This is a genomic window from Muricoccus nepalensis (assembly GCF_006438825.1).
In the GTDB taxonomy this organism is placed as follows: Bacteria; Pseudomonadota; Alphaproteobacteria; order Acetobacterales; family Acetobacteraceae; genus Roseomonas; species Roseomonas nepalensis.
This window is the reverse complement of sequence record NZ_RCZP01000019.1, coordinates 34,888-59,594: the sequence shown is the minus strand read 5'-3', so window position 1 is coordinate 59,594 and position 24,707 is coordinate 34,888. Positions and strand designations below refer to the sequence as shown.

The 24,707-nt window shown below is 72.7% G+C and carries 23 protein-coding genes; 16 read left to right on the top strand and 7 right to left on the bottom strand.

Annotated features, from left to right (window positions below; genetic code table 11):
• Window positions 1-33: 33 nt before the first annotated feature.
• Entirely contained in the window at window positions 34-411 is a 378-nt protein-coding gene (locus tag EAH89_RS17775) for a YraN family protein (protein ID WP_140885051.1), read from the top strand.
• A 6-nt stretch (window positions 412-417) separates the two neighbouring features.
• Here EAH89_RS17775 and mepA read toward each other — a convergent pair whose 3' ends face one another.
• The 6 genes from mepA to EAH89_RS17745 form a co-directional block, all read right to left on the bottom strand.
• Complete coding sequence (gene mepA / locus EAH89_RS17770; RefSeq protein WP_140885050.1) at window positions 418-1,257, bottom strand: penicillin-insensitive murein endopeptidase; 840 nt, start codon at window positions 1,255-1,257, stop codon at window positions 418-420.
• Window positions 1,257-1,532, bottom strand: coding sequence for a hypothetical protein (locus tag EAH89_RS17765; RefSeq protein ID WP_140885049.1), 276 nt, complete (start codon window positions 1,530-1,532; stop codon window positions 1,257-1,259). The genes mepA and EAH89_RS17765 overlap by 1 nt, the downstream gene beginning before the upstream one ends.
• 7 nt (window positions 1,533-1,539) lie before the next feature.
• Entirely contained in the window at window positions 1,540-2,910 is a 1,371-nt protein-coding gene (locus EAH89_RS17760; protein ID WP_140885048.1) for an HlyD family type I secretion periplasmic adaptor subunit, read from the bottom strand.
• Window positions 2,907-4,631 (bottom strand): type I secretion system permease/ATPase, encoded by a 1,725-nt coding sequence (locus EAH89_RS17755; protein ID WP_140885047.1) that lies wholly within the window; start codon window positions 4,629-4,631, stop codon window positions 2,907-2,909. Before EAH89_RS17755 ends, EAH89_RS17760 begins: the two co-directional genes overlap by 4 nt.
• Before the next feature lie 98 nt (window positions 4,632-4,729).
• Window positions 4,730-5,698: a glycosyltransferase gene (locus EAH89_RS17750; protein WP_140885046.1), complete on the bottom strand. Its 969-nt coding sequence runs from the start codon at window positions 5,696-5,698 to the stop codon at window positions 4,730-4,732.
• Window positions 5,695-6,147, bottom strand: coding sequence for a GtrA family protein (locus EAH89_RS17745; RefSeq protein WP_140885045.1), 453 nt, complete (start codon window positions 6,145-6,147; stop codon window positions 5,695-5,697). Before EAH89_RS17745 ends, EAH89_RS17750 begins: the two co-directional genes overlap by 4 nt.
• Before the next feature lie 171 nt (window positions 6,148-6,318).
• Between EAH89_RS17745 and EAH89_RS17740 the strand changes: the two genes are divergently transcribed.
• From EAH89_RS17740 to EAH89_RS17675, 14 genes are all read left to right on the top strand, one after another.
• Window positions 6,319-7,941 (top strand): ABC transporter substrate-binding protein, encoded by a 1,623-nt coding sequence (locus EAH89_RS17740; protein ID WP_206667593.1) that lies wholly within the window; start codon window positions 6,319-6,321, stop codon window positions 7,939-7,941.
• A gap of 72 nt (window positions 7,942-8,013) precedes the next feature.
• The gene (locus EAH89_RS17735) at window positions 8,014-9,597 is read left to right on the top strand and encodes an ABC transporter substrate-binding protein (protein ID WP_140885043.1); all 1,584 of its coding nucleotides are present in this window, start codon (window positions 8,014-8,016) and stop codon (window positions 9,595-9,597) included.
• Between the two features lie 145 nt (window positions 9,598-9,742).
• Window positions 9,743-11,347, top strand: coding sequence for an ABC transporter substrate-binding protein (locus EAH89_RS17730; protein ID WP_140885084.1), 1,605 nt, complete (start codon window positions 9,743-9,745; stop codon window positions 11,345-11,347).
• Window positions 11,348-11,357: 10 nt separating this feature from the next.
• Window positions 11,358-12,299 carry an ABC transporter permease gene (locus tag EAH89_RS17725; RefSeq protein WP_140885042.1) on the top strand — a complete coding sequence of 314 codons (942 nt, stop codon included), beginning with the start codon at window positions 11,358-11,360 and terminating at the stop codon, window positions 12,297-12,299.
• On the top strand, window positions 12,296-13,237 hold the full coding sequence (locus tag EAH89_RS17720) for an ABC transporter permease (RefSeq protein WP_456306509.1): 942 nt from the start codon (window positions 12,296-12,298) through the stop codon (window positions 13,235-13,237). The genes EAH89_RS17725 and EAH89_RS17720 overlap by 4 nt, the downstream gene beginning before the upstream one ends.
• Window positions 13,238-13,239: 2 nt before the next feature.
• A complete protein-coding gene (locus tag EAH89_RS17715; protein ID WP_140885041.1) occupies window positions 13,240-14,238 on the top strand; it encodes an ABC transporter ATP-binding protein in 999 nt (332 codons plus the stop codon).
• Entirely contained in the window at window positions 14,235-15,272 is a 1,038-nt protein-coding gene (locus EAH89_RS17710) for an ABC transporter ATP-binding protein (protein WP_140885040.1), read from the top strand. Before EAH89_RS17715 ends, EAH89_RS17710 begins: the two co-directional genes overlap by 4 nt.
• 99 nt (window positions 15,273-15,371) lie before the next feature.
• Window positions 15,372-15,875, top strand: coding sequence for a (2Fe-2S)-binding protein (locus tag EAH89_RS17705; protein ID WP_140885039.1), 504 nt, complete (start codon window positions 15,372-15,374; stop codon window positions 15,873-15,875).
• 5 nt (window positions 15,876-15,880) lie between these two features.
• Entirely contained in the window at window positions 15,881-16,672 is a 792-nt protein-coding gene (locus EAH89_RS17700) for an FAD binding domain-containing protein (protein WP_140885038.1), read from the top strand.
• Window positions 16,662-17,969 carry an NAD(P)/FAD-dependent oxidoreductase gene (locus EAH89_RS17695; RefSeq protein WP_140885037.1) on the top strand — a complete coding sequence of 436 codons (1,308 nt, stop codon included), beginning with the start codon at window positions 16,662-16,664 and terminating at the stop codon, window positions 17,967-17,969. The genes EAH89_RS17700 and EAH89_RS17695 overlap by 11 nt, the downstream gene beginning before the upstream one ends.
• A gap of 82 nt (window positions 17,970-18,051) precedes the next feature.
• Window positions 18,052-18,822 (top strand): cold-shock protein, encoded by a 771-nt coding sequence (locus EAH89_RS31780; protein WP_162559127.1) that lies wholly within the window; start codon window positions 18,052-18,054, stop codon window positions 18,820-18,822.
• Window positions 18,823-19,066: 244 nt separating this feature from the next.
• Window positions 19,067-19,903, top strand: a complete 837-nt coding sequence (locus EAH89_RS17685; protein ID WP_140885035.1) for a flagellin — start codon at window positions 19,067-19,069, stop codon at window positions 19,901-19,903.
• Between the two features lie 89 nt (window positions 19,904-19,992).
• The gene (locus EAH89_RS17680; RefSeq protein ID WP_140885034.1) at window positions 19,993-21,180 is read left to right on the top strand and encodes an acetyl-CoA acetyltransferase; all 1,188 of its coding nucleotides are present in this window, start codon (window positions 19,993-19,995) and stop codon (window positions 21,178-21,180) included.
• Entirely contained in the window at window positions 21,177-22,319 is a 1,143-nt protein-coding gene (locus EAH89_RS17675) for an acetoin utilization protein AcuC (protein WP_241667078.1), read from the top strand. Before EAH89_RS17680 ends, EAH89_RS17675 begins: the two co-directional genes overlap by 4 nt.
• Here EAH89_RS17675 and ispD read toward each other — a convergent pair.
• A complete protein-coding gene (ispD, locus tag EAH89_RS17670) occupies window positions 22,297-23,442 on the bottom strand; it encodes a 2-C-methyl-D-erythritol 4-phosphate cytidylyltransferase (RefSeq protein WP_140885033.1) in 1,146 nt (381 codons plus the stop codon). The two genes, EAH89_RS17675 and ispD, sit on opposite strands and share 23 nt — an antisense overlap.
• Before the next feature lie 146 nt (window positions 23,443-23,588).
• On the opposite strand from ispD, the gene dusB reads away from it, so the two are divergent.
• Window positions 23,589-24,707 carry a tRNA dihydrouridine synthase DusB gene (gene dusB, locus EAH89_RS17665; protein WP_140885032.1) on the top strand — a complete coding sequence of 373 codons (1,119 nt, stop codon included), beginning with the start codon at window positions 23,589-23,591 and terminating at the stop codon, window positions 24,705-24,707.

Here is a 24,707-nt window from a genome sequence, read left to right as displayed (position 1 = left end):
CGACTCCGGGACGGGTCGGGCTATCCTGGCAGCATGGACCCGCCTGCCAAGGAGGCCGCCCGCCGCGCGGCCGAGCGGCTCGGCCTCGACGCCGAGGAGCGCGCCGCGGCGGCGCTGGTGGCGCGCGGCTGGACGGTGCTGGACCGCCGCGTGCGCACCGGCCTGGGCGAGCTCGACCTCGTGGCGGAGAGGAAGGGGCTGCTGGCCTTCGTGGAGGTGAAGGCGCGCGCCAGCCTCGCCGAGGCGGCCGCCTCCGTCTCGCGCCGGCAGCAGGCGCGGCTGATCGCGGCGGGCGAGGCCTGGCTCGCGGCGCATCCCGGGCACGGCGCCGCCGGCATCCGCTTCGACGTCATCCTGGTCGCGCCCGAGGGGATGCGCCGCGTCGCGGACGCCTTCCGGCTCTGGGCCTGAGGCCGCTCAGCGCGCGTTGAGGATCCCGGCGCAGGCGGCGGGCATCCGCGGCGCGGCGCCCCCGCCCCCTCGCGGCGGCTGCCGCGCCTCCGGAGTGAGCCACCAGGCAAGGCTCGCGTCGCAGCCGTCGCCGGCGGGCGGCGGCGGCAACTCCTGGCAATCCGGCGAGCCCGGGGGGCAACGGAGGCGGACGTGCATGTGGCTGTCATGCCCCCGCCAGGGGCGGACCAGCCGGAGCCAGGGTTCGCCCGCGTGGGCGGCGCAGAGGCTGCGCTTGATGCCGTGGTTCACGAGCACCCGGTCCACCCCCGGCAGCTCGGCCGCGAGGCGGATGAGCCGCGCGTGCGCCTCGGTGAAGAGGCGGGGATCCGCGGCGGACTGGTCGGGGAGGACGAGGCAAACCTCGGGGATGCTCTCGCGCGCCGCGGCGGGCACGCGGGGCTTCGGCGAGAGGTCGAGCCAGACGTCGACGTCGAGCCCGGCCTGGTGGCTCGCGTGGCCGTAGGGGAGCGGGCCGCCGCGCGGCTGCCCCATGTCGCCGATCCAGAGGTCCGGCAGCCCGGCCCGGCGCGCCTGCTGGCCGAGGGCCTGGACGGCCCGGAGGGTCGCGGGATGGCCCCAGTTCCGGTTGCGCGAGAGCCGCACGGCCTGGAAGCCCGGGCCCTCCGCCGGCAGGGCCTCGGCGCCCTGGATGCAGCCGAGCGAGGTGCCGCCGACGATCCGGACCGGCCCGGGCGCCGGCCCGGGCGCGGCGGCCCAGGCCGTGGCCGGCTGCGCCGGGGCGGTTCCGGGATGGTGGACGGCGAGGAGCAGCAGCGCCGCGGCGAGCGGCCGGCGGGGGCGCATCAGCCCCCGAAGCGGAAGGCCGCGGGGGCCTCCGGGGCGGCCGGCTCGGGCGCCTGGGCCGCGGCCTGGACGTCCCGCGCCTTGGCCTCGACCTCCCGCATGAGGCGGGAGATGGAGCCGGCCATGGCGGGAAGCTGGGCGAGCGGCACGACGAGCAGCCCCGTCGCGGAGGGCTTGCCGTTGCCGTCCTGCACCGCGAGCGTGAGGCGCGCCACGCCGTGGCGCACCGTCGCCTCGAGAACGCCGTCGGCGAAGAGGGTGGGGATCTCGGGCATCTTGGCTCTACTGCTCGCGGAAGGCGCGGTGGAAGCTATCGAGGACGGGCTGGATCATGTAGCGCAGGAAGGAGCGCTGGCCGACCTGGATCTGCGCCTCGACCGGCATGCCCGCGCGGAGGGAGACGCCCTCCAGGCGGGAAAGCTGGTCCTCGTCGATGGAGACGCGGACCTTGTAGTACTCCTGCATCGTGCGCTCCTCGACCGTCACGTCGCCGGCGACCACGGTCACCTCGCCGTTGAGGAAGGGGACGAGCCGCTGCTTGAAGGCGGGCAGGCGGACCTCGGCGAGCAGGCCGGTGTGGACCATGTCGATGTCGGTCGGCGCCACCCGCACCTCTGCGATCAAGCGGTCGCGCGCGGGCACCAGCTCCATCACGGGCTCGCCGGGGCGGACGACGGCGCCGGGGTTGAAGAACTTCGCGTTCAGGACCGTGCCGTCCTCAGGCGCGAGGATCTCCCGGCGGGAGGAGACGTCGTCGGCGGCGCGGAGCTTCTCCTCGACGTCGTTGAGGCGGGCGCGGACGTCGCGGCCCTCGGTGGAGACCTCCTGCAGGCGCTGGTCCATGGTCTGGCGGATCTGGGCCTGGGCCTCCGACACCTGGGCGCGGAAGCGGTCGAGCTGGGAGACGAGGTCGGCGATGGAGCCGTCGCCCGAGGCGATCTGGCGCTGCAGGCCGAGCAGGCGCGGGATGCGCTCGAGCCCCTGGCGGACGAGGTCGCGGACATCCGCCTCCTCGCGCTGGAGGAGCGTGAGCTGCCGGCGCTGGCTCAGGATCTGCGCCTCGGCCGAGACGCCGGCCGACTGGTACTGCAGGATACGCTGCTCCAGCACCTGGAACTGGCTCCGCAGGCTCGCCTGGCGGGAGGCGAAGAGGATGCGCTGGCCGTCCATCGCCTCCTGGGCGCGCTGCTCGGTCGATTGCAGCAGCTCCGGCGGGAAGGCGATGGCGTTCGCGCCGGCGATCTCGGCCGCGATGCGGCTGTCCTGCGCCAGCAGGGCCCAGCGCTGCGCCCGCAGCGCCTCGCGCCCGGTCGCGGCCTGGATGTCGTCGAGGCGGAGCAGCGGCTGGCCCGCCCGCACGGTGTCGCCGTCGCGGACGAGGATCTCGCGCACGATGCCGCCCTCGAGATGGGCGATCGTGCGGCGGCTGCCCTCGGCCTTGATCGTGCCCGGGGCGATGGCGGCCTCGCTGAGGGGGACGAGCACGGAGAAGGCCGTCAGGCCGCCGCCGAAGGCCAGCAGCGCGAGGAAGCCCAGCACGACGGGGCCCCGGGTCTGCGGGCGCGGCATGTCGATGACGAGCGGCGGGCGGGGCGCGTAGCCGGCCGGGATGGCCGCGGGGACATTCGCCGGCTGGAGGGTGGCGAGGCTCATGCGGCTTCTCCCGGAAGGGTGGCGGGGGCGCGGGGCTTGGGCACGGCGCGGACGCCGAGGCGGCTCATCACGTCGGCGCGGGGGCCGAACAGCTCGGCCGCGCCGTCCCGCATCACCAGCACCTTGTCGACGCCCTGCACGAGGGAGGGACGGTGGCTGACGAGGACCACCGTCGCCCCGATCGCCTTCAGGCCGGACAGGCCCTCGAGCAGCCGCGCCTCGGCGTCGCCGTCGAGGCTGCTGTCGGGCTCGTCGAGGATCACGAGACGCGGGTCGCCGTAGAGGGCGCGGGCGAGGCCCACCATCTGGCGCTGCCCGCCCGAGAGCGCGGTCTCGGCGATCTCGGTCTCGTAGCCCTGCGGCAGGCGCAGGATGGCCTCGTGGCAGCCGGCGAGGCGCGCCGCGCGGTGCACGACCTCGGGCGAGGCGTCGGGCTGCAGGCGGGCGATGTTGCGGAACACGGTGCCCTCAAAGAGCTCCACGTCCTGCGGCAGGTAGCCGATGTACCGGCCGAGGTCCTCCCGCGGCCAGGTCGCGAGGTCCGCGCCGTCGAGGCGGGAATGCCCGGCCAGCGGCGCGAGGGTCCCGGCCAGCAGGCGCAGCAGGGTCGTCTTGCCGGAGCCGGAGGGCCCGATGATCCCGAGGCTCTCCCCGGGCTCGAGCGCGAAGGTGACGCCCTTGATGAAGGGCGTGGCCTGGCCGGGCGGCGCCCAGCTCAGGCGCTCGGCCGAGAGGCGGCCGGCGGGGGCGGGCAGGGGCTCCGCCTCGGGCCGCAGGCGCGGCTGGGCGAGGAAGGCGCGGAGCCGCCGGATGGACTGGCGGGCCTGGACGAGCCCCTTCCAGCCGCCGATGAGCTGCTCCACCGGGGCCAGGGCGCGGCCCATGATGATGGAGCCCGCGATCGCGGCGCCCGAGGTCATCTGCTGGCGCAGCGTCAGCCAGGCGCCGACGCCGAGCACGGCGATCTGCACCGCGAGGCGGACGAACTTGGTGATGGAGGAGAGCAGTGCCGCGCGGTCGGCGGCGGCCTGCTGGAGGGGAGTCGCCTGGGCGACGCCCTGCTGCCAGAGGCGCAGCAGCGCCGGGACCATGCCCATGGCGTCCGCCGCCTCCGCGTTGCGGGCGATGGCGTCCGCCCGGCGCTGGGAGATCATGGCGGCGGTGTTCGCCTCGCGCAGCGGCGCGGCGGTCGCGAGCTCCGTCAGGAGGGCCAGGCCAAAGAGGATGGCGGCCCCGCCGGTGGCGATCCAGCCGAGCAGGGGGTTCAGGAGGAAGATGACCCCGAGGTAGATCGGAACCCAGGGCACGTCGTAGAGGGTGAGCGCCCCCGCGCCCGACAGCCAGGCGCGGCAGGTGCCGAGGTCGCGCAGCGCCTCCATCCGGTAGGGCCGGCCGCGCAGGGTCGCCTCGAGCGCGCGGGCGAAGCCCTCGGGCGCGACGCGGCTCTCGGTCCACAGCGCCACGCGCTGCATCACCTGCGAGCGCACCCCCTCCAGCAGGGCGAGCAGCCCGATGGCCGAGACGGCGACGAGGGTAAGCCAGAGAAGGGTGTCGATGCTGCGGGTGGCGAGCACCCGGTCGAACACCTGCATCATGTAGAGGGACACGGTGAGCTGCAGGAGGTTCACGACGAGGCTGAACACGCCGACCATCGCAAACTGGGTGCGGCACGTCGCCAGGGCGCGGGCGAGCACGTCCGCCCGCGGAGCCGGAAGGGCCATCGTTCGTTTCTCCGTCATCGGCTCCACCCGGCCCCCGGGCCCGGCGTCGCCGCGGTTCGGGATAGCATGTGATTACACAAAATGGTGAGCCAAAAAAGTTAACCGGACGTGTTGTGATGATACGGTAGTGAATTGTCCCCAGAAAGAACAGGTCCGGGAAGGGCGAGGTAGGCGAGGCGCTTCGCCTCGATCCGCCCACGGGTGACGGTGTCGAGGACGAGCCCGCAGGCAACCGAGACGAGGGCGAGGCTCATCATCATCCCCGAGGCCACGAAGCTCGGCAGGCGCGGCACGAGGCCGGTCTCGAGGAAGGTTTCCAGGACCGGCAGGAAAAGCGCAAGGGACGCCACGCCGAGCACCAGGGCGGCGCTTCCGAAGAAGAGGCGCGGGCGCTCCCGCTGGACGAGCGCCAGGATCATCCGGAGGATCCGGTAGCCGTCGTAGTAGGTGCGGAGCTTGGAGGCCGAGCCCGCCGGCCGCTCCCGGTAGGCCGTGCGGATCTCGCCGACCGGCAGGCGGAGCTCCAGGGCGTGGACGGTGAACTCCGTCTCGGTCTCGAAGCCCTCGGCGATGCCCGGGAAGGACTTCACGAAGCGGCGGGAGAAGCAGCGGTAGCCGGAGAGCATGTCCGTGACCCGGTCTCCGAAGACGTAGCGGACCACGCCCGTGAGCACGCGGTTGCCGAGCCGGTGGCCGGCGCGGTAGGCGGCCGCCGCCTCGGTCACGCGAACCCCCGTGACCATGTCGAGGCGCTCCCCGAAGAGGGCCGCGACCATGGCGGGGGCGTCGGCCGGGTCGTAGGTGCCGTCCCCGTCGACGAGGAGGTAGGCCTCCGCCTCGATGTCGGCGAACATGCGGCGGACGACGTTGCCCTTGCCCTGCTGGCTCTCCCGGCGCACGACCGCGCCGGCCTCGGCGGCCCGCTCGGGCGTCCCGTCGGTGGAGTTGTTGTCGTAGACATAGACCGTGGCGCCGGGCAGGGCAGCGCGGAAGCCGGCGACGACGCCGGCGATCGCCACCGCCTCGTTGTGGCAGGGCACCAGAACGGCGACGCGCGGCCCGCTCATGCGCCCCCGAAGACGAAGCGGCGCGACAGGAGGAAGTTCCCCGAGAGCCCCGCCAGCGACCCGGCCGCGACGCCGATGACGGGGTGCGCGGTAACGAGCGGGACGTTCGCGACGAGCAGCGCGTAGGTGCTGTAGTTCAGCGCGAAGCCGAGCAGGTTCACCAGCAGGAACAGCGCCCACTGGCGCGCCGCCGCCCGGCGCCCCGTTGCGGGGCGCGCGGCCGCGCGGAAGGTCCAGGCGCGGTTGAGCGCCCAGTTCGAGCTCGCCGCCGCGAGGTAGGACAGCACCCGGCCGCCGTAGAGCCCGGCGCCCGCGGCGAGGGCCGCGTAGAGCACCGCCGTGTCCACGACGAAGCCCGCCGTGCCCACCGCGCCGAAGCGGAGGAACTGGGCGGCGAGGGCGCGGCGCGGCGCGGGCAGGCGCTGGTGCCAGGCGGTGGAGGGAGGCATCGGCCGCGTCCTACCCGCTGGGACCCGGCCCGTGAAGGGCGCGGATGGGGTGCTCGCCCAGGCGGGAGGCCGGGGCGGGGCAGGGGGCGCCGGCCGGAACGGCGGGGCTTGCGCCCGCTGCGCGGCTGGGCTCCCCTTCGCGCCACACACCCGGAAGGAACGATGCAGCAGATGGCCACGGATCGTCGCCACTTCCTCGCCGGCGGGGCCGGCCTGGCCCTCGGCGGAGCCCTGGGCGGCGCGGGGCCCCTCGGCCTGTCGCGCCCCGCCCTGGCCCAGGCCGCGGGCTCGCGCGTGCTGCGCTTCATCCCGCAGTCGGACGTGACGGTGCTCGACCCGATCATCACCACCGCCTACGTCACGCGCCACCACGGCTACCTCGTCTGGGACACGCTCTACGGCTTCGACGAGGACTTCAACCCGCAGCCGCAGATGGCCGAGGGGCACGCGGTGGAGGAGGACGGCAAGCGCGTCACGATCCGCCTGCGGCCGGGCCTCAAGTTCCACGACGGCGAGCCGGTGCGGGCGCGCGACGCCATCGCCTCCATCCGCCGCTGGGCGGTGCGCGACGCGCTCGGGCAGGTGTTGCTCGCCCGGACGGACGCCATGGAGGCGCCGGACGACCGCACGATCGTCCTCCGCCTCAAGCAGTCCTTCCCGCTGCTCTTCTCCGCGCTCGGCAAGCCGAGCACGCCCGTCTGCTTCATCATGCCCGAGCGGATCGCGCAGACCGACCCGAACACCGCCATCCGCGAGATGATCGGCAGCGGCCCCTTCCGCTACGTCGCGAACGAGCGCGTGCCCGGGGCGAAGGTCGTCTACGAGCGCTTCGCCGACTACGCGCCGCGCGCGGACGGCACGCCGAGCTGGACGGCGGGGCCCAAGCGCGTGCACCTCGACCGCGTGGAGTGGAACGTCATCCCCGACGCCTCCACCGCCGCCAACGCGCTCGCCAACGGCGAGATGGACTGGTGGGAGCAGCCGACGGCGGACCTGCAGCCGACGCTCCGGCGCAACCGCAACGTGGTGATGGAGATCCCGGACCCGACGGGGCTCTGCGCGCTCGCCCGCTTCAACCACCTGCACCCGCCCTTCAACAACCCCGCGATCCGCCGCGCCCTGCTCGGCGCCGTCGTGCAGGGCGACTTCATGACGGCGGTGATCGGCACCGACCGATCCCTCTGGAAGGACAACATCGGCTTCTTCCCGCCGGGCACGCCGATGGCGAGCGACGCCGGGCTCGAGGCGCTGGGCACGCCGCGCGACTACGAGAAGGTCAAGCGCGACCTCGCCGCCGCCGGCTACAAGGGCGAGAAGGTCGTGGTCATCGCCGCCTCCGACTTCCCCTCGCTCAACGCCCTCGCCCAGGTCGGCAACGACATGCTGACAAAGTGCGGGATGAACGTGGAGTTCGTCTCGACGGACTGGGGCAGCGTCGTGCAGCGCCGCGCCTCGCGCGAGGCGCCGGAGCGGGGCGGCTGGAGCATGTTCTTCACCTTCTTCGCCGGGCTCGACGTCTTCAACCCCGGCGTCAGCCAGGCGCTGCGCGGCACCGGCACCAACGCCTGGTTCGGCTGGCCGACGATGCCGAAGATGGAGGAGCTGCGGAACGCCTGGCTCGACGCGCCTGACCTCGACGGCCAGAAGAAGGTGGCGCGCGAGGTGCAGGCAGAGGCCTTCCAGGAGGTGCCCTACCTGCCGCTCGGGCAGTACTTCCAGGCCACCGCCTACCGCCGCGGCCTGTCGGGCGTGCCGAAGGGCTTCCCGATGTTCTGGAGCGTGCAGAAGAGCTGACCCGCGGCGCGGGGCGCCCGCCGGGACGCCCCGCGCCGGTGGCTTTCACGGGTTGAGAGGGGAGCAGGTGCCATGATCCGCCGCCGTCACGTCCTGGGGGCCGCCGCCGCGGCCCTCGGCCCGGCCATGCCCGCCCTCGCGCAGCCCTCGGGGTCGCGGGTCCTGCGGATGGTGCCGCAGGCGAACCTGACGAGCCTCGACCCGATCTGGACCACGGCGAACATCACCCGCAACCACGGGTACATGGTCTACGACAACCTCTACGGCATGGACGCGGGCTTCCGCCCGCAGCCGCAGCTCGCTGAGGGGCATGCCGTCGAGGAGGACGGCCGGCGCGTGACCATCACGCTCCGCGCCGGCCCGAAGTTCCACGACGGGGAGCCGGTGCGCGCGGCGGACGCGGTGGCGAGCCTGCGGCGCTGGATGAAGCGCTCGCCCTCCGGCCAGAAGCTGGCGGAGTTCGTCGACGACCTCTCCGCCCTCGACGACCGCCGCCTCCAGTTCCGCCTCAAGCGGCCCTTCCCCTTCCTGCTGCCCGCCCTGGCCCAGGTCAGCAACAGCCCGGCCTTCATCATGCCGGAGCGGATCGCGCAGACCGATGCCTTCCAGCAGATCCGCGACAGCACGGGCAGCGGGCCCTTCCGCTTCAAGCGGGACGAGTTCAACTCGGGCAGCCTCGTGGTCTACGAGCGCAACCCGGACTACAGCCCGACGACCGCGGGCGTGCCGAGCCTGACCGCAGGGCCGAAGAGCGCCCATTTCGACCGGGTCGAGTGGCAGATCATCACCGACGCCTCCACGGCCGCGGCCGCGCTCCAGAACGGCGAGATCGACTGGTTCGAGCAGCCGCCGCCGGAGTTGCAGACCCTGCTCCGCCGTAACCGGGCACTGGCGATTGAGGCGATCGACCCGCTGCCGCTGACGGGCATCCTCCGCTTCAACCACCTGCACGCGCCGTTCGACAGCAAGCGGATGCGCCAGGCCCTGCTGCCGGCGATCGACCAGGCGGACTTCATGCAGGCCATCGTCGGCACGGAGCCGGGGCTGTGGGAGAGGGCCGGGGTCTTCACGCCGGGCACGCCGCTCGCGAACGAGGTGGGCCTGGAGGCGCTGTCCGGCCCACGCAGCCTCGACCGCGCGAAGGCGCTGATGCGGGAGGCCGGCTACACGAACCAGCCGATGCGCCTCGTCGGGCCGACCGACATCCTGGCCCCGGCCGCGATGACGCAGGTCTGCGCCGACCTCGTCCGGCGCCTCGGCTTCAACGCGGACATCGTGCTGACGGACTGGGGCACGACGGTGCAGCGCCGGACGAGCCGCGAGCCGCTGGACAAGGGGGGCTGGAGCATCATCCTCACCTCCTTCTCCTCCTTCGACTTCGTGGACCCCTCGGCGCATTTTCCGCTGCGCGGGAACGGGACCAGCGCCTGGCCGGGCTGGCCGGACATCCCGGCGCTCGAGACCCTGCGCGACGCCTGGTTCGTGGCCCCCGACCTGCCCGAGCAGCAGCGGATCGCGCGCGAGATGCAGCGGGTCGCGATGGACGAGCTGCCCTACATCCCCGTCGGTTCCTACAAGTCCCTGACCGCGATCCGGCGCGACCTGCGGGACCGCGTGCCGGGCTTCGCGATCTTCTGGAACCTCAAGCGGGCCTGAGGGCGGGCGGCCTTCGTCGGGGACGGGTGGCACGGGCCGTGCAAGCCGGCCTCGGCACGGTGGCGCGGTGCCGCTTTCTGCGGCAGGCTGCGCCGGACAGGGCTTTGATGGCCGGGCAAAGGCCCGCGCGGATGGGAGTGGGATGATGGATCGTCGTGGGTTTCTGAAGGCCGGGCCGGGCCTTGCCGCCCTGGGGCTGGGCGCGGCGGGCCTGCCGGCGCCGGCGCTGTCCCAGGGCGCCAACGCCCGGACGCTTCGCTTCGTGCCGCAGGCGAACCTCGCCAACTTCGACCCGATCTGGGGCACGCAGTACGTCGTCCGCAACGCCGCCGCCCTCGTCTGGGACACGCTCTACGGCGTGGACGAGCAGATCCGCCCGCAGCGCCAGATGGTCGAGAGCGAGGAGGCCTCCGCCGACGGCCTGACCTGGACCTTCCGCCTCCGCCCCGGCCTGAAGTTCCACGACGGCGAGCCCGTGCTGGCGAAGGACGCGGTGGCCAGCCTCAAGCGCTGGGCCGTGCGCGACCCCATGGGCCAGATGATCCTAGCCATCCAGAACGAGCTCGTGGCGGTGGACGACCGGACCTTCCGCTGGTCGCTCAAGGCGCCCTACCCGAAGATGCTGCTGGCGCTGGCGAAGAACAACGCGCCCTGCTCCTTCGTCATGCCCGAGCGGATCGCGAAGACCGACCCCTTCCAGCAGATCGGCGAGTATGTCGGCTCCGGCCCCTACCGCTTCGTGCGGAACGAGTGGGTGCCCGGCGCGAAGGCGGTGTTCGAGCGCTTCGCGGACTACGTCCCGCGCGACGAGCCCGCCTCCTGGCTGGCTGGCGGCAAGCGGGCGATGGTCGACCGCATCGAGTGGGTCATCATGCCCGATCCCGCGACGGCTTCCGCCGCGCTGCAGAACGGCGAGGTCGACTGGTGGGAGAACCCCATCACCGACCTCGTGCCGACCCTCCGGCGCAACCGGAACATCGTGGTCGACATCGCGGACCCGCTGGGCAACATCGGCTCCTTCCGCATGAACCACCTCCACCCGCCCTTCAACGACGTGCGCGCCCGCCGCGCCGTGCTGCAGGCGCTGAGCCAGGAGGACTACATGCAGGCCCTGGTGGGGGAGGACCGCAACCTCTGGAAGACGCTGCCGAGCTTCTTCACCCCGGGCACGCCGATCTACAGCGAGGCCGGCGGCGACATCCTCAAGGGCCGGCGCGACTACGACGCCGCCAAGCGGATGCTGGCCGAGGCCGGCTACAAGGGCGAGCCGATCACCATCGTGGTTGCCCAGGACCAGCCGATCACGAAGGCCTTCGGCGACGTCTCGGCCGACCTGTTGAAGAGGATGGGCATGACCGTGGACTTCGTGGCGACGGACTGGGGCACGGTCGGCTCCCGCCGCGCCCTGAAGACGTCGCCGTCCCAGGGCGGGTGGCACATCTTCCACACCTGGCACGCGGGCGCGGACTGCATCAACCCGGCCGCCTACACCGCCATCCGCGCGAACGGCGACGGCGCCTGGTTCGGCTGGCCGAAGAGCGACAGCGTGGAGGCCGCGCGCGACGCGTGGTTCGCCGCCCCCGATACCCCCGCGGAGAAGATCGCCATGGACCGCCTGAACAAGGAGGCGATGGACTTCGCCCTCTACGCGCCGACCGGCTTCTTCCTCTCCTACCAGGCCTGGAGGCGGAACGTGTCGGGCGTGGTGAAGGGACCGCTCCCCTTCTTCTGGGGCGTGTCGAAGAGCTGAGGAGCGCCGGATGCTCGCCTACACCCTCCGCCGGATCGTCGCCACCATCCCCGTCATGGCGGTGGTGGCGCTCTTCGTGTTCAGCCTTCTCTACATCTCCCCCGGCGACCCGGCGGCGGTGATCGCGGGCGACCAGGCGACGCCCGCCGACGTCGAGCGCATCCGCGCGAGCCTCGGCCTCGACCGGCCCTATCTCGTGCGCTTCGCCGAATGGGCCTGGAACATCATGCGGGGCGACCTCGGCACCTCGATCTTCACCAACCTGCCGGTCAGCACCATGATCCAGCAGCGCATCCAGCCGACGCTGTCGCTGATGGTGATCACCCTCATCCTCGCGATCTGCATCGCGGTGCCGATGGGCGTGGTCGCCGCCTGGAAGCAGGGCACCTGGATCGACCGGCTGGTGATGGGCTTCGCCGTGCTCGGCTTCTCCGTGCCGGTCTTCGTGGTCGGCTACCTGCTGGCCTATGTCTTCGCCCTCGAGCTCGACTGGCTGCCGGTGCAGGGCTACACGCCCTTCGAGCGCGGCTTCTGGCCCTGGCTGCAGAACCTCATCCTGCCCTCGGTGGCGCTGGGCGGCGTCTACATCGCGCTGATCGCCCGCATCACCCGGGCCACCATGCTCGAGGTGCTGCAGCAGGACTACATCCGCACGGCCCGCGCCAAGGGCGTGGCCCAGCCCGGCATCCTCTTCCTGCACGCGCTGAAGAACGCGGCGGTGCCGATCGTCACGGTGATCGGCATCGGCGTTGCGCTGCTGATCGGCGGCGCGGTCGTCACGGAGAGCGTCTTCGCCATCCCGGGGCTGGGGCGCCTCACGGTGGACGCCATCCTTCGGCGCGACTACCCGGTGATCCAGGGCGTGATCCTGCTCTTCTCCTTCACCTATGTGCTGGTGAACCTGGTCATCGACCTTCTCTACACCCTGTTCGATCCGAGGATCCGGTATTGAGCACCTCCACCTTCCAGCCCGGCGCCCTCCCGCGGGCCGCCCTCCGGGCGGAGGACGTCGCGGCCGCCGCGCCGATGCCCGACATCCTACCGCCCGTGAAGGCCCGGCGCGGCTTCCTCGGATTCCTGCGCCGGAACCCGACCATCGCGGTCGGGGGCGGCCTGATGCTGCTCATCATCCTCATGGCGGTCCTCGCCCCCCTGCTCTGGACCGTGGACCCGACCGCCCTCGCCCCCGCCCGGCGCACGCGGGAGCCTTCCGCCCTCTACTGGTTCGGCACCGACATGCTCGGCCGGGACGTCTACTCCCGCGTGCTCCACGGCGCGCGGGTCTCGCTCATCGTGGGCTTCGCGGTCGCCTTCTTCTCCTCCGTCATCGGCCTGGCCATCGGGCTCACCTCCGGCTTCATCCGCTGGGCGGACGCCATCATCATGCGGATCATGGACGGGCTGATGTCCATCCCCTCCATCCTGCTCGCGATCGCCCTCATGGCGCTGACGAGGGGCAGCGTGGGGAACGTCATCCTCGCCATCACCATCGCCGAGGTGCCGCGCGTCTCCCGCCTCGTCCGCGGCGTGGTGCTGTCGCTCCGCGAGCAGCCCTATGTCGACGCGGCCGTGGCGTCGGGCACCTCCACGCCCCGCATCATCGTCCGCCACATCCTGCCGAACACGCTGGCGCCGCTCACCGTGCAGGCCACCTACATCTGCGCCAGCGCCATGATCGCCGAGAGCATCCTCTCCTTCATCGGCGCGGGCACGCCGCCGATCATCCCCTCCTGGGGGAACATCATGGCGGAGGGGAGGGCGCTCTGGCAGGTGAAGCCCTACATCGTCTTCTTCCCGGCCATCTTCCTCTCGCTGACCGTGCTCGCCGTGAACCTGCTTGGCGACGGGCTGCGCGACTGGCTCGATCCCCGCATGGCGAAGAAGGTCTGAGCATGACGGAGGCCCCGCTCCTCGATGTCCGCAACCTGCAGACCCATTTCCGCACCCCCGACGGCGTGAACCGCGCCGTCGACGGCCTGTCCTTCCACGTCAACGCCGGCGAGACCGTCGCCATCGTCGGCGAGAGCGGCTGCGGCAAGTCCGTCACCGCCATGTCGATCCTGCGGCTGATCCCCGAGCCCCCCGGCAAGATCGCCGGCGAGATCCGCTTCCAGGGTCGCGACCTGCTGAAGCTCTCCGAGCCCGAGATGCGTGCCATCCGCGGCAACGAGGTCAGCATGATCTTCCAGGAGCCGATGACCTCCCTCAACCCGGTGCTGACGGTGGCGCGCCAGATCGGCGAGACGGTCCGCCTGCACCAGGGGCTCAGCCGGCAGGACGCCGAGCGGAAGTCGGTGGAGATGCTGCGGCTCGTCGGCATCCCCGCGCCCGAGCGCCGGGTGAAGGAGTACCCGCACCAGCTCTCGGGCGGCATGCGCCAGCGCGTGATGATCGCCATGGCGCTCGCCTGCAACCCGCAGCTCCTCATCGCGGACGAGCCGACCACCGCGCTCGACGTGACGATCCAGGCGCAGATCCTCGACCTCATGCGCGATCTCAAGCACCGGGTCGGCGCCGCCATCGTCCTCATCACCCACGACCTCGGCGTGGTGGCCGAGGTCGCGGAGCGGGTGATCGTCATGTACGCGGGGCGCAAGGTGGAGGAGGCCTCCGTGGAGGACCTCTTCGCCAACCCCAAGCACCCCTACACGCAGGGGCTGCTCGGCGCCGTGCCGAAGCTCGGCTCCTCCCTCGACGGCACGACGGAGCGCCTGGCCGAGATCCCCGGCCTCGTGCCGAGCCTCAAGCAGCGGATCGAGGGCTGCGTCTTCGCGGGCCGCTGCCCGAAGGTGACCGACCTCTGCCGCGCCGTGGCCCCGGCGCTGGAGCCCAAGGCCCCGCGCCACACCGCCGCCTGCCACTACGCCGAGAAGGAACGCCTCGCGGCATGAGCGCCAGCCCGAACACCCCCGCGCCCCTGCTGCGCGTCGACGACCTCAAGAAGCACTTCCCGCTGCGGGGCGGGCTGCTGGGCGGCGTGACCGGCCATGTCTACGCCGTGGACGGGGTCTCCTTCGACATCGCCAAGGGCGAGACCCTGTCGCTGGTGGGCGAGTCCGGCTGCGGCAAGTCGACCGTGGGCAAGGCGGTGCTGCGCCTCTTCGACATCACGGCGGGGCAGGTGGTGCTCGACGGGCAGCGGATCGACACGCTCCGCCAGTCCCAGCTCCGCCCCATGCGGCGGCGCGTGCAGGTGGTCTTCCAGGACCCCTTCAGCAGCCTCAACCCCCGCATGCGCGTGCGCGACATCCTCGCCGAGCCCATCCGCAACTTCGGCCTCGCGAAGGACGCCGCCGACCTCGACCGCCGCCTCGCGGGGCTGATGGACACGGTCCGCCTGCCGCGCGACGCCGTCGGCCGCTGGCCGCACGAGTTCTCGGGCGGCCAGCGCCAGCGCATCGGCATCGCCCGCGCCCTGGCCGCCGAGCCGGACCTGATCATCTGCGATGAGGCCGTCTCGGCGCTGGACGTCTCCGTGAAGGCGCAGATCGTGAACCTCCTGCAGGACCTGCAGAAGGAGCTCGGCCTCGCCCTCCTCTTCATCAGCCACGACCTCGCCATCGTCGAGCACATGACGCATCGGGTCGCCGTCATGTACCTCGGCAAGATCGTGGAGGTGGCGCCGCGCCGCGGGCTCTTCGCCGCGCCCAAGCACCCCTACACCCAGGCGCTGCTCTCGGCCGTGCCCGTCCCCAAGCCGGGCGCGGCGCGCACCCGCATCGTCCTGCAGGGCGACGTGCCGAGCCCGATCAACCCGCCGAGCGGCTGCCGCTTCCACACGCGCTGCCCCTACGTCTTCGACCGCTGCCGCGTCGACGAGCCGCTCCTCAAGCCCACCAGCCCCGGCCACACCGCCGCCTGCCACCTCCACGACCTGCCGGCGGACCGGAACCCCTTGGCACGCGACGCGACGCCCCTTCATTAAGGGGCGAGGAGCGGGGAGGGCTCGCTTGACGGCCCCGGGGTGCCGGGCGACCCTCCGCGCAAGGGAGGTCCCCCCGGGGGACCCGAGCGGGAGCCGAAAATGCCGAATGTCAGCCTGACGGTGAACGGCCAGCGCCACAGCGTGGACGTGGAGGGGCGGACCCTCCTGGTGGAGCTGCTGCGGGAGAAGCTGCGCCTGACGGGCACCCATGTCGGGTGCGACACGAGCCAGTGCGGCGCCTGCGTCGTGCACGTCGACGGCGAGAGCGTGAAGGCCTGCACCATCCTCGCCGTCCAGGCCGACGGCAGCGACGTCACGACGATCGAGGGCCTCGCCGCGCCCGACGGCACGCTGCACCCGATGCAGGAGGCCTTCCGCGAGTATCACGCGCTGCAATGCGGCTTCTGCACGCCGGGGATGGTCATGTCGGCCATCGACCTCGTGAAGAAGCACCCGGACGGGATGAGCGAGCACGAGATCCGCGAGGGTCTGGAGGGCAACCTCTGCCGCTGCACGGGCTACCACAACATCGTCAAGGCGATCGCCGCCGCGCAGGAGGTCATGCACGGCCGCCGCGACGCGCTCGCCCCGGCCGAGGTCTGATCGCCATGTACGACTTCGCCTACCACAAGCCTTCCACCATCGCCGAGGCCGTGGGGCTTCTCGCCGACCCGGAGGCGCGCCCGATCTCGGGCGGGCAGACCCTCCTGCCGGCGCTCAAGCACCGGCTCGACCATCCCTCCGCCCTCGTCGACCTCTCCGGTATCGCGGAGCTCCGCGGCATCCGGCGGGAGGGGGGCAAGATCGTCATCGGCGCCATGGCGCGCCACCAGGAGATCGAGAACGACCCGGCGGTGAAGGCGGCGATCCCGGCGCTCGCCTGGATGGCGGGCCATCTCGGCGACACGCAGGTCCGCAACCGCGGCACGATGGGCGGGTCGCTCGCGAACAACGACCCCGCGGCCGACTACCCCTCCGCGGCCCTCGCCCTCGGCGCCACCTTCGTGACCGACCGCCGCCGCATCGCGGCCGACGACTACTTCCAGGGCATGTTCACCACCGCCCTCGAGCCCGGCGAGCTGCTGACGGCGATCGAGTTCCCCATCCCCGAAAAGGCCGGCTACGCGAAGATGCGCAACCCGGCGTCCCGCTACGTCATGACGGGCGTCTTCGTCGCGCGGGGTCCCGCGGGCGTGCGGGTGGTGGTGAACGGGGCGGGGCCGGGCGTGTTCCGCCAGTCCGAGATGGAGGCGGCGCTCGCCTCCAACTGGTCGCCCGAGGCGGTCGCGGGCATCCGCCAGTCCGCGGAGGGGCTGAACGGCGACATCCACGGCAGCGCCGAGTACCGCGCCCACCTCGTCACCGTCATGGCGAAGCGCGCGATCCTTGATGCCGGCTGATCCGGCCGCGGCCGGATCGCAGACCTCCCCCTCCGCCGGGGCCCACCTGGTGGTGATCGGCGCCGGCATCGTCGGCGCCTGCACCGCCCTCGCCGCCCTCGACCGGGGGCTGCGCGTCACCCTCCTCGACCCCGGGCCACCCGGCGGGGAGCAGGCGGCCTCCTACGGGAACGGCTGCTGGCTCTCGCCCATGTCCGTCATCCCGCCCTCCGTGCCCGGCCTGTGGCGCAAGGTGCCGGGCTTCCTCCGCGACCCGCTGGGGCCGCTGGCCATCCGCTGGTCCTACCTGCCGAAGGTCCTCCCCTGGCTGGTCGCCTACCTCCGCTCGGGCGCGACGGAGGCGCGCGTCCTCCGGACGGCCCAAGCCCTGCGGCCGCTCCTTCGGGACGGCCCGGAGCTTCACCGGGCGCTCGCCGCCCGCGCCGGCGTGCCGGAGCTGATCCGGCGCGACGGGCTGATGTACGTCTACCCGTCGCGCGCCGAGTACGAGGCGGAAGCCCTGGGCTGGCGCATCCGCCGCGCCGTCGGGCTTGCCTGGAAGGAGGTCGGGCCGGAGGAGATGCGGCAGCTCCAGCCGGAACTCGACCGCCGCTACGGCTTTGGCGCCCTCTTCGAGGAGGGCGGCCACTGCACTGACCCCGGCGCCTATGTCGCGGCCCTGGTGGCGCAGGCCGTCGCCGAGGGGGCGGCGCTCCGCCGCGTCGCCGCCACGGGCTTTCGGATCGAGGGCGGAAGGCTGCGCGCGGTCGCGACCGCGGAAGGAGAGATCGCGGCCGACCGCGCCGTCATCTGCGCGGGCGCCCGGTCGAAGGCGCTCGCCGCGGCGGCCGGGTCGCGCGTGCCGTTGGAGACGGAGCGGGGGTATCACGCGGTTGTGCTCGACGCCCGGACCGGTCCCCGCATCCCCGTCATGCCCTCGGACGGAAAGATGGCCATTACCGGGACGCGCGCCGGCCTCCGCGTCTCCGGGCAGGTGGAGATCGCGGGGCTGGAGGCGGCGCCGGACTGGCGGCGCGCGGGCATCCTGCGGGACCACCTGCTGCGGAGCTTCCCCGCGCTCCCGCGCGACCTTCCCGAGGAGAAGGTCTCCTTCTGGATGGGGCACCGGCCGTCGATGCCGGACGGCCTGCCCTGCCTCGGCCCCTCCGGCGCGACGCCCGACGTGGTCCTCGCCTTCGGGCACGGCCATGTCGGCCTGGTCGGCGGCCCGCGGAGCGGCGAGGCCGCCGCCGCCCTGGCCGCCGGAACCCCGCCGCCGCTGGACCTCGCGCCCTACAATCCCCGACGATTCACCTAGCATTCCTTGCAGGACCGTGCGAGCATGACGATACCGGTCCTGCATCCCGTCGGGCCGACTGGTTTGCGGAAATAGAGATACAGTGTTCCCCGAGAATGAATCGCAGGGTGGCACCGGGCCCGTAGAGGCTGAGGTGAAGTGGTACAACGGCCGCAAGGGCTTTGGCTTTGTGCTTGGTCCCGATGGGCAGGACGTTTTTTTCCACGCATCCGCAATGGCAGAGGCCGGCATCCAGTCGGCCGACACGGGCGACAAGCTCGTCTGCGAGATCGGCACGGACCGCCAGGGCCGCCGCCTCGTGACCCGTATCGTTGAGCTGAAGCCCGGCCCGGGCGGCTCCGGCGGGGGTGGCGGTTTCGGGGACCGCCCGCCGCGTCGTGACTTCGGTGGTGGCGGCGGCGGCTTCGGCGATCGCCCGCCGCGCCGTGACTTCGGTGGTGGTGGCGGCGGTTTCGGGGACCGTCCGCCGCGCCGTGACTTCGGTGGTGGTGGCGGCGGCTTCGGGGACCGTCCGCCGCGCCGTGACTTCGGTGGTGGTGGCGGCTTCGGCGCGCCCGCGGGCGGCGGTTTCGGCGCGCCGCGCCGCGACTTTGGGGACCGTCCGCCGCCGCGCCGCGACTTCGGCCGCGATGAAGGCGGTCCGACCTACGCTGTGAATGGCACGGTCAAGTGGTTCGACCAGGTGCGCGGCTTCGGCTTCGTCACCCCGGACGACGGCGGGCAGGACGTGTTCCTGCACTCCTCCGTCCTGCAGCGCGCCGGCGTGACCGACGTGCAGCAGGGCCAGAAGGTGGCGCTCGACGTCCGCGACGGCCAGCGCGGCCGCCAGGCCGTGCAGTACAAGGGCGACTGATCCACTCGCCGCCCCAAGCGTTCGGAAGGCCCCGGCCCTGCGCCGGGGCTTTTTGATTCCGGCCTGCATCTCCGATCCTCGGCGTCCCGCGCGCGGCGTTCCGCAGGTGGTGCCGGCCTCATGATCGCGGTGCCGTGATTCACACTCGGTGACGGGCACCGGCCGCCGTTAGCCTTTCCTTCACCGGTCGCGTCCATTCTCCAGCAGAGGGCGGGAAACCCGCCGACGCGAAGGGAAGACCCCGATGGCGACGAACTCGGTCAATACGAACATCGGCGCGCAGGTCGCGCTGCAATCGCTGAACCGCACCAACGAGTCGTTGGCCATGACGCAGAAGCGCGTCTCGACCGGCTATCGCGTGGCGGACGCGAAGGACGACGGTGCCGCCTTCGCCGTCGCGCAGTCGGTCCGCGCCGACATCGCGGGCCTGACCTCGGCCAACGAGCAGATGGGCAGCGTCAAGGGCATCCTGGACACCACGCTCGCCGGCCTGAACAAGGTCTCCGACACCATGTCGCAGATCCGCGGCGTGCTGGTGAAGCTCGCGGACGGCACGCTGTCCGACTCCCAGCGCACCCAGTACCAGTCGCAGTACGACTCCCTGCGCACCCAGGTCACCAACTTCATCGAGGACGCGACCTACAACGGCCGCACCCTCCTCAACACCACCGTCGCCGCGGGCGGCGGCGACATCGCGACCACGCGGAACGAGCAGGCGACGCTCTTCACGCTGACGGCGGTCGAGGGCGCCTCCACGCTGGTGGTCGCGTCCGCCCCGACGGACGCAACGGCGGCGGCCGCGGCCCTCGCCTCGACCGGCGACTTCGTGACGAAGATGGCGGCCGTGAACACCGCGCTCAACACCTTCGGCTCGAACTCGAACTATCTCGACGCCCAGATGAACTACAACAAGGAGAAGCTGGACTCGCTGAACACGGGGCTCGGCTCGCTCATCGACGCCGACCTGGCCAAGGAGAGCGCTAAGCTCGAGGCCCTGAAGATCCGGCAGCAGCTGGGCACGCAGGCGCTCGGCATCGCCAATCAGGCGCCGCAGGGACTGCTCAGCCTCTTCCGCGGCTGAGGCGCCGGCGCCGGGCGCGGCGGCCGGCCCCTATTCCGGATCGCACGGCCCCACCCTATCTTCCCGGCGAAGCACGGGAGGACGGGGCAATGGATGCGCGCGCGATCGAAGGGGCCTGCATCGTCGGCTGGTCGCACAGCCCCTTCGGCAAGCTCGAGGACGCGCCGGACGCGGAGGCGCTGATCGGCCGCGTGGCCCGGGCCGCCATCGAGGACGCGGGGATCGATCCGTCGGAGGTCGACGCGATCTACGTCGGCCACTTCAACGGCGGCTTCCAGAAGCAGGACTTTCCCTCCTCCCTCGTGCTGCAGTCCCTGCCGGAGCTCCGGTTCCGCCCGGCCACCCGGCTTGAGAACGCCTGCGCGACCGGCTCCGCCGCCATCCACGGCGCGATGGACTTCCTGGCCGCCCGGCGCGGCCGCTTCACCCTCGTCATCGGCGTCGAGAAGATGACGGGCATCCCCGGTGCCCAGGTCGGCGACGTTCTTCTCGGCTGCGCCTACCGGCGCGAGGAAGGGGACATCCCCGCGGGCTTCGCCGGCGTCTTCGCCCGCATCGCGGACGCCTATTTCCAGCGCCACGGCGACCAGTCCGACGCCCTGGCCGCGATCGCCGCGAAGAACCACCGCAACGGCGTCGACAACCCCTACGCCCAGATGCGCAAGGACCTCGGCTACGAGTTCTGCCGCACGGAGAGCGAGCGGAACCCGGTCGTCGCCGGCCCCCTCAAGCGCACCGACTGCAGCTTGGTTTCGGACGGCGCGGCGGCGATGGTGCTGACCGACGCCGAGACGGCCGCGTCCATGAGCAAGGCCGTCCACTTCCGCGCGGCCGTGCAGGTGAACGACCTGATGCCGATCTCGGCGCGCGACATCACCCGCTTCGAGGGCGCGCGGGAGGCCTGGCGCCGCGCCTACGACGCGTCGGGCACCGGTGTCGGCGACCTGTCCTTCGCCGAGGTGCACGACTGCTTCACGATCGCGGAGCTGATCGACTACGAGGCCATGGGCCTCGTGCCCGAGGGCCAGGGCGCGCGCGCCGTGCTCGACGGCACGGTCGCGAAGGGGGGGCGGCTGCCGGTCAATCCCTCGGGCGGGCTGAAGTCCAAAGGGCACCCGATCGGCGCCACCGGCGTCTCCATGCATGTCCTCGCCGCGATGCAGCTGGCCGGGGAGGCCGGCGTAATGCAGGTCCCCGGCGCGACGCTCGGCGGCGTCTTCAACATGGGCGGCGCGGCGGTCGCGAACTACGTCTCGATCCTCGAGAGGCTGCGCTGACCCCTCGGCGCCCGCTCCTTATCGGCTCGGAGATCTACCGCGGCTCCACCTACGGGCCGAAGCACCCGCTGGCCATCCCGCGCGTGCCGGCGATGCTGGACCTCGTGCGGGCGCTGGGTTGGCTTGATCCCGCGCGCTACCTCGACAGCCCGCGCGCCACGGTCGAGCAGCTCGCGCGCTACCACACGCTCGACTACGTCGCGGCCCTCCGCCAGGCGGAGGAGGACCAGTCCGTGCCGCCAGCGGTGCGGGAGCGGCACCACATCGGCGCGCACGGCAATCCCGTCTACCGGGAGGTCTTCCGCCGCCCCGCCACAAGCGCCGGCGGGGCGATCCTGGCCGCGCGACTCACGCGGGTGGGTGGCATCGTCCACGTCCCCGGCGCCGGCACCCACCACGCTCTGCCCGACCGCGCGAGCGGCTTCTGCTATGTCAACGACCCCGTCCTCGGCCTGCTCGAGTGGCTGGACCTCGGCCTGACCAACATCCTCTACGTCGACATCGACGCCCACCACGGCGACGGGGTGGAACTCGCCTTCCAGGACGACCCGCGGGTCTTCACGCTCTCCGTGCACGAAGCCGGGCGCTGGCCCTTCACGGGGCGCCTTGAGGACCGCGCGGGGGGCCATGCCCGGAACATCCCCGTCCCCCCCGGCTTCAACGACACGGAGATGGACCACGTCCTGCATGCGGCCATCCTGCCGATCCTGCGGCACCTCCGCCCGCAGGCCGTGATGCTCCAGTGCGGGGCCGACGCGTTGGAGGAGGACCCGCTCGCGCGGCTCTCCCTCTCGAACAACGCGCACCTGGCCGTCGCCCGGGCGCTGGCCGCCGAAGCCCCGCGGCTGATCGTGACGGGGGGAGGGGGCTACAACCCCTGGACGGTCGCGCGCTGCTGGGCCGCGGTCTGGGGCACGCTCGACGGCCGCCCCATGCCCGCGCGGCTGCCCCCAGCGGCCGAGGCGGTGCTCCGCGCCCTCGACTGGCACCGCGCCGCCGGGCGGAACCCGCCGGAGCACTGGTTCACCACCCTCGTCGACGCGCCCCGCCCCGGGCCGCTGCGGGAGGAGGTCGCGGCCGCTTGCGCGTCGGTGCTGGAGAGGCTGCCGGCGCCGGCTATGCCGGAACCAGCAGGCTGACGGCGGCCTGGGCCGCGATCCCCTCCTCGCGGCCCGGGAAGCCCAGGCGCTCCGTCGTCGTCGCCTTCACGGAAATCCGCCCCTCGTCCACGCCAAGCAGGGAGGCCACCCGCGCGATCATCGCGGGCGCGTGGGGAGTGATCTTCGGCCGCTCGCAGATGAGCGTCACGTCGGCGTTCGCCAGCACCGCCCCGCGGGCCGCGATCCGGCCGGCGGCGTGGCGCAGGAAGGCCGCGCTGTCGGCGTCCTTCCACTGCGCCTGGCTCGGCGGGAAGTGGCGGCCGATGTCGCCCTCGGCGAGGGCGCCGTAGATCGCGTCGCAGAGGGCGTGGAGCCCGACATCGGCGTCCGAGTGCCCGTCCAGCCCTAGCGCGTGGGGCACCTCGACCCCGCAGAGGAAGAGGGGTCGGCCTTCCACCAGACGGTGGACGTCAAAGCCGGTGCCGACCCGCGGCAGCATCATGGCCGTCATCGAGGCCTCCATTCGTTCGAGGTCGCCGGGAAGGGTGATCTTCACGTTGCCCTCCGAGCCCGGCACGAGCCGCACGGCGTGCCCCGCCGCCTCCAGCAGGAAGGCGTCGTCGGTCGCCCCCTCGGGCGCCGCGCGGTGGAGCGCGAGGAGGAGGGGGAAGCGGAAGCCCTGCGGCGTCTGGGCGCGGAACAGGCCGTCGCGCGGCACGGTCCGCCGGACAACGTCGCCCTCGGCCAGCTTCAGCGTGTCGGCGACCGGCTGGGCGGGGATGGCGCCCTCCGCCTCCTCCAGCGCCGCGAGAAGGGCCGCGACCGTTCCCGCGGGAACGTAGGGCCGGGCGGCGTCATGGACGAGGACGAAGAACGGGGCGTGCGACTCCAGCGCCTCCAGCCCCGCCCGGACGCTCTCCTGGCGAGTCGCCCCGCCGGTGACCGCCGGCAGGGCCGGAAGCCCGGCGAGCACGGCGTCCACCCTCTCCCGCTCGGCCGCCGCGCAAACCGGCTGGACCCGGTCGACGAGGCCGTCGCGCAACAGGGCCTCGGCGGCGTGGCGCAGGACGGGGCGCCCGAGCAGGGGCAGGAACTGCTTCGGCTCGGCCCCGCCGAGGCGTTCCCCGCGCCCGGCCGCCATCAGCAACGCCGCCACCCGCATCCGCCGTCCCCCTCAGATCGCGCCGGAACCTAGCCGCCGCGGGCAGCGCCGCCCAGGGGCCGGGGGCAGTCGCCGGAGCAAGCCTGTGGCCGCGCGGACGCAATGCTTCTTGACCGCCCACCTGCCCGGTTGATAGGCACTTGCCCATGCCCACACCTCCAAGCCCCGGAGTTCCTGCCCAAGCGGAGGGCAGGCCGACGCTGCGTCCGATCGTGCTCGGCGGGATCCGCATCGAGCGCCCCGTCATCCTCGCGCCCATGTCGGGCGTGACCGACCTTCCCTTCCGCCAGGTGGCCCGTGGCCGCGGCACGCCGATGGTGGTCAGCGAGATGATCGCGAGCCAGGCGATGGTCCGCGAGAACCGCCAGACCCTGAAGATGGTGGAGGTCGACGGCTTCGGCGGCCCGGCCAGCGTGCAGCTCGCCGGCTGCGACCCGGAGGTCATGGCCGAGGCCGCGCGTCTGGCCGTCGACCACGGGGCCGCTCTCGTCGACATCAACTTCGGCTGCCCCGTGAAGAAGGTGGCGGTCGGCCAGCAGGCCGGCAGCGCCCTCATGCGGGACGAGATCAAGGCCGCCCGCATCCTCGAGGCCACCGTGCGCGCCGTGCCGGTGCCGGTCACGCTGAAGATGCGGATGGGCTGGGACCACGCGAGCCTCAACGCCCCCAACCTCGCCCGCATCGCCGAGGCCTGCGGCATCCGCATGGTCACGGTCCACGGTCGCACGCGGCAGATGCTCTACACGGGCACGGCGGACTGGGCCTTCGTCGCCAAGGTGAAGGCGTCCGTCTCCATCCCGGTGATCGTCAACGGCGACATCCTCGGCCCGCTCGACGCCGAGGAGGCGCTGCGCCAGTCCGGAGCGGACGGGGTGATGATCGGCCGCGGCGCCTATGGCCGCCCCTGGCTGCCCGGCCTCGTCGCCGAGTACCTCGCCACCGGCACCATGCCCGAGGCGCCCCCGCTGGCCGAGCAGCACGCGACCCTGCTCGAGCACTATGCGGCCATGCTGTCGCACCACGGCAGCAACCCCGGCCTCCGCCTCGCCCGCAAGCACATCGCCTGGTACTCGCGCGGCCTGCCCGGCAGCGCCGAGTTCCGCGTGCGCGTCAACGCCGCCGAGACGGTGGAGGAGGCGCTGGCCACGATCGAGGCCTTCTACCGCCCGCTTCTCGACGCCGGGGTGGAGGGGGTGCGGGACCTGTTCCGCGACGCCGGCCGCGCGGCGGCGGATGGCGCCGGCCACGCCGCCCTGGCCGCCTGA

Coding starts and splice junctions, on each gene's coding strand:
- EAH89_RS17775 (WP_140885051.1), top strand. CDS start 34: ATGGACCCGCCTGCCAAGGAGGCCGCCCGCCGCGCGGCCGAGCGGCTC.
- mepA (WP_140885050.1), bottom strand. CDS start 1,257: ATGCGCCCCCGCCGGCCGCTCGCCGCGGCGCTGCTGCTCCTCGCCGTC.
- EAH89_RS17765 (WP_140885049.1), bottom strand. CDS start 1,532: ATGCCCGAGATCCCCACCCTCTTCGCCGACGGCGTTCTCGAGGCGACG.
- EAH89_RS17760 (WP_140885048.1), bottom strand. CDS start 2,910: ATGAGCCTCGCCACCCTCCAGCCGGCGAATGTCCCCGCGGCCATCCCG.
- EAH89_RS17755 (WP_140885047.1), bottom strand. CDS start 4,631: ATGGCCCTTCCGGCTCCGCGGGCGGACGTGCTCGCCCGCGCCCTGGCG.
- EAH89_RS17750 (WP_140885046.1), bottom strand. CDS start 5,698: ATGAGCGGGCCGCGCGTCGCCGTTCTGGTGCCCTGCCACAACGAGGCG.
- EAH89_RS17745 (WP_140885045.1), bottom strand. CDS start 6,147: ATGCCTCCCTCCACCGCCTGGCACCAGCGCCTGCCCGCGCCGCGCCGC.
- EAH89_RS17740 (WP_206667593.1), top strand. CDS start 6,319: ATGGCCACGGATCGTCGCCACTTCCTCGCCGGCGGGGCCGGCCTGGCC.
- EAH89_RS17735 (WP_140885043.1), top strand. CDS start 8,014: ATGATCCGCCGCCGTCACGTCCTGGGGGCCGCCGCCGCGGCCCTCGGC.
- EAH89_RS17730 (WP_140885084.1), top strand. CDS start 9,743: ATGGATCGTCGTGGGTTTCTGAAGGCCGGGCCGGGCCTTGCCGCCCTG.
- EAH89_RS17725 (WP_140885042.1), top strand. CDS start 11,358: ATGCTCGCCTACACCCTCCGCCGGATCGTCGCCACCATCCCCGTCATG.
- EAH89_RS17715 (WP_140885041.1), top strand. CDS start 13,240: ATGACGGAGGCCCCGCTCCTCGATGTCCGCAACCTGCAGACCCATTTC.
- EAH89_RS17710 (WP_140885040.1), top strand. CDS start 14,235: ATGAGCGCCAGCCCGAACACCCCCGCGCCCCTGCTGCGCGTCGACGAC.
- EAH89_RS17705 (WP_140885039.1), top strand. CDS start 15,372: ATGCCGAATGTCAGCCTGACGGTGAACGGCCAGCGCCACAGCGTGGAC.
- EAH89_RS17700 (WP_140885038.1), top strand. CDS start 15,881: ATGTACGACTTCGCCTACCACAAGCCTTCCACCATCGCCGAGGCCGTG.
- EAH89_RS17695 (WP_140885037.1), top strand. CDS start 16,662: ATGCCGGCTGATCCGGCCGCGGCCGGATCGCAGACCTCCCCCTCCGCC.
- EAH89_RS17685 (WP_140885035.1), top strand. CDS start 19,067: ATGGCGACGAACTCGGTCAATACGAACATCGGCGCGCAGGTCGCGCTG.
- EAH89_RS17680 (WP_140885034.1), top strand. CDS start 19,993: ATGGATGCGCGCGCGATCGAAGGGGCCTGCATCGTCGGCTGGTCGCAC.
- ispD (WP_140885033.1), bottom strand. CDS start 23,442: ATGCGGGTGGCGGCGTTGCTGATGGCGGCCGGGCGCGGGGAACGCCTC.
- dusB (WP_140885032.1), top strand. CDS start 23,589: ATGCCCACACCTCCAAGCCCCGGAGTTCCTGCCCAAGCGGAGGGCAGG.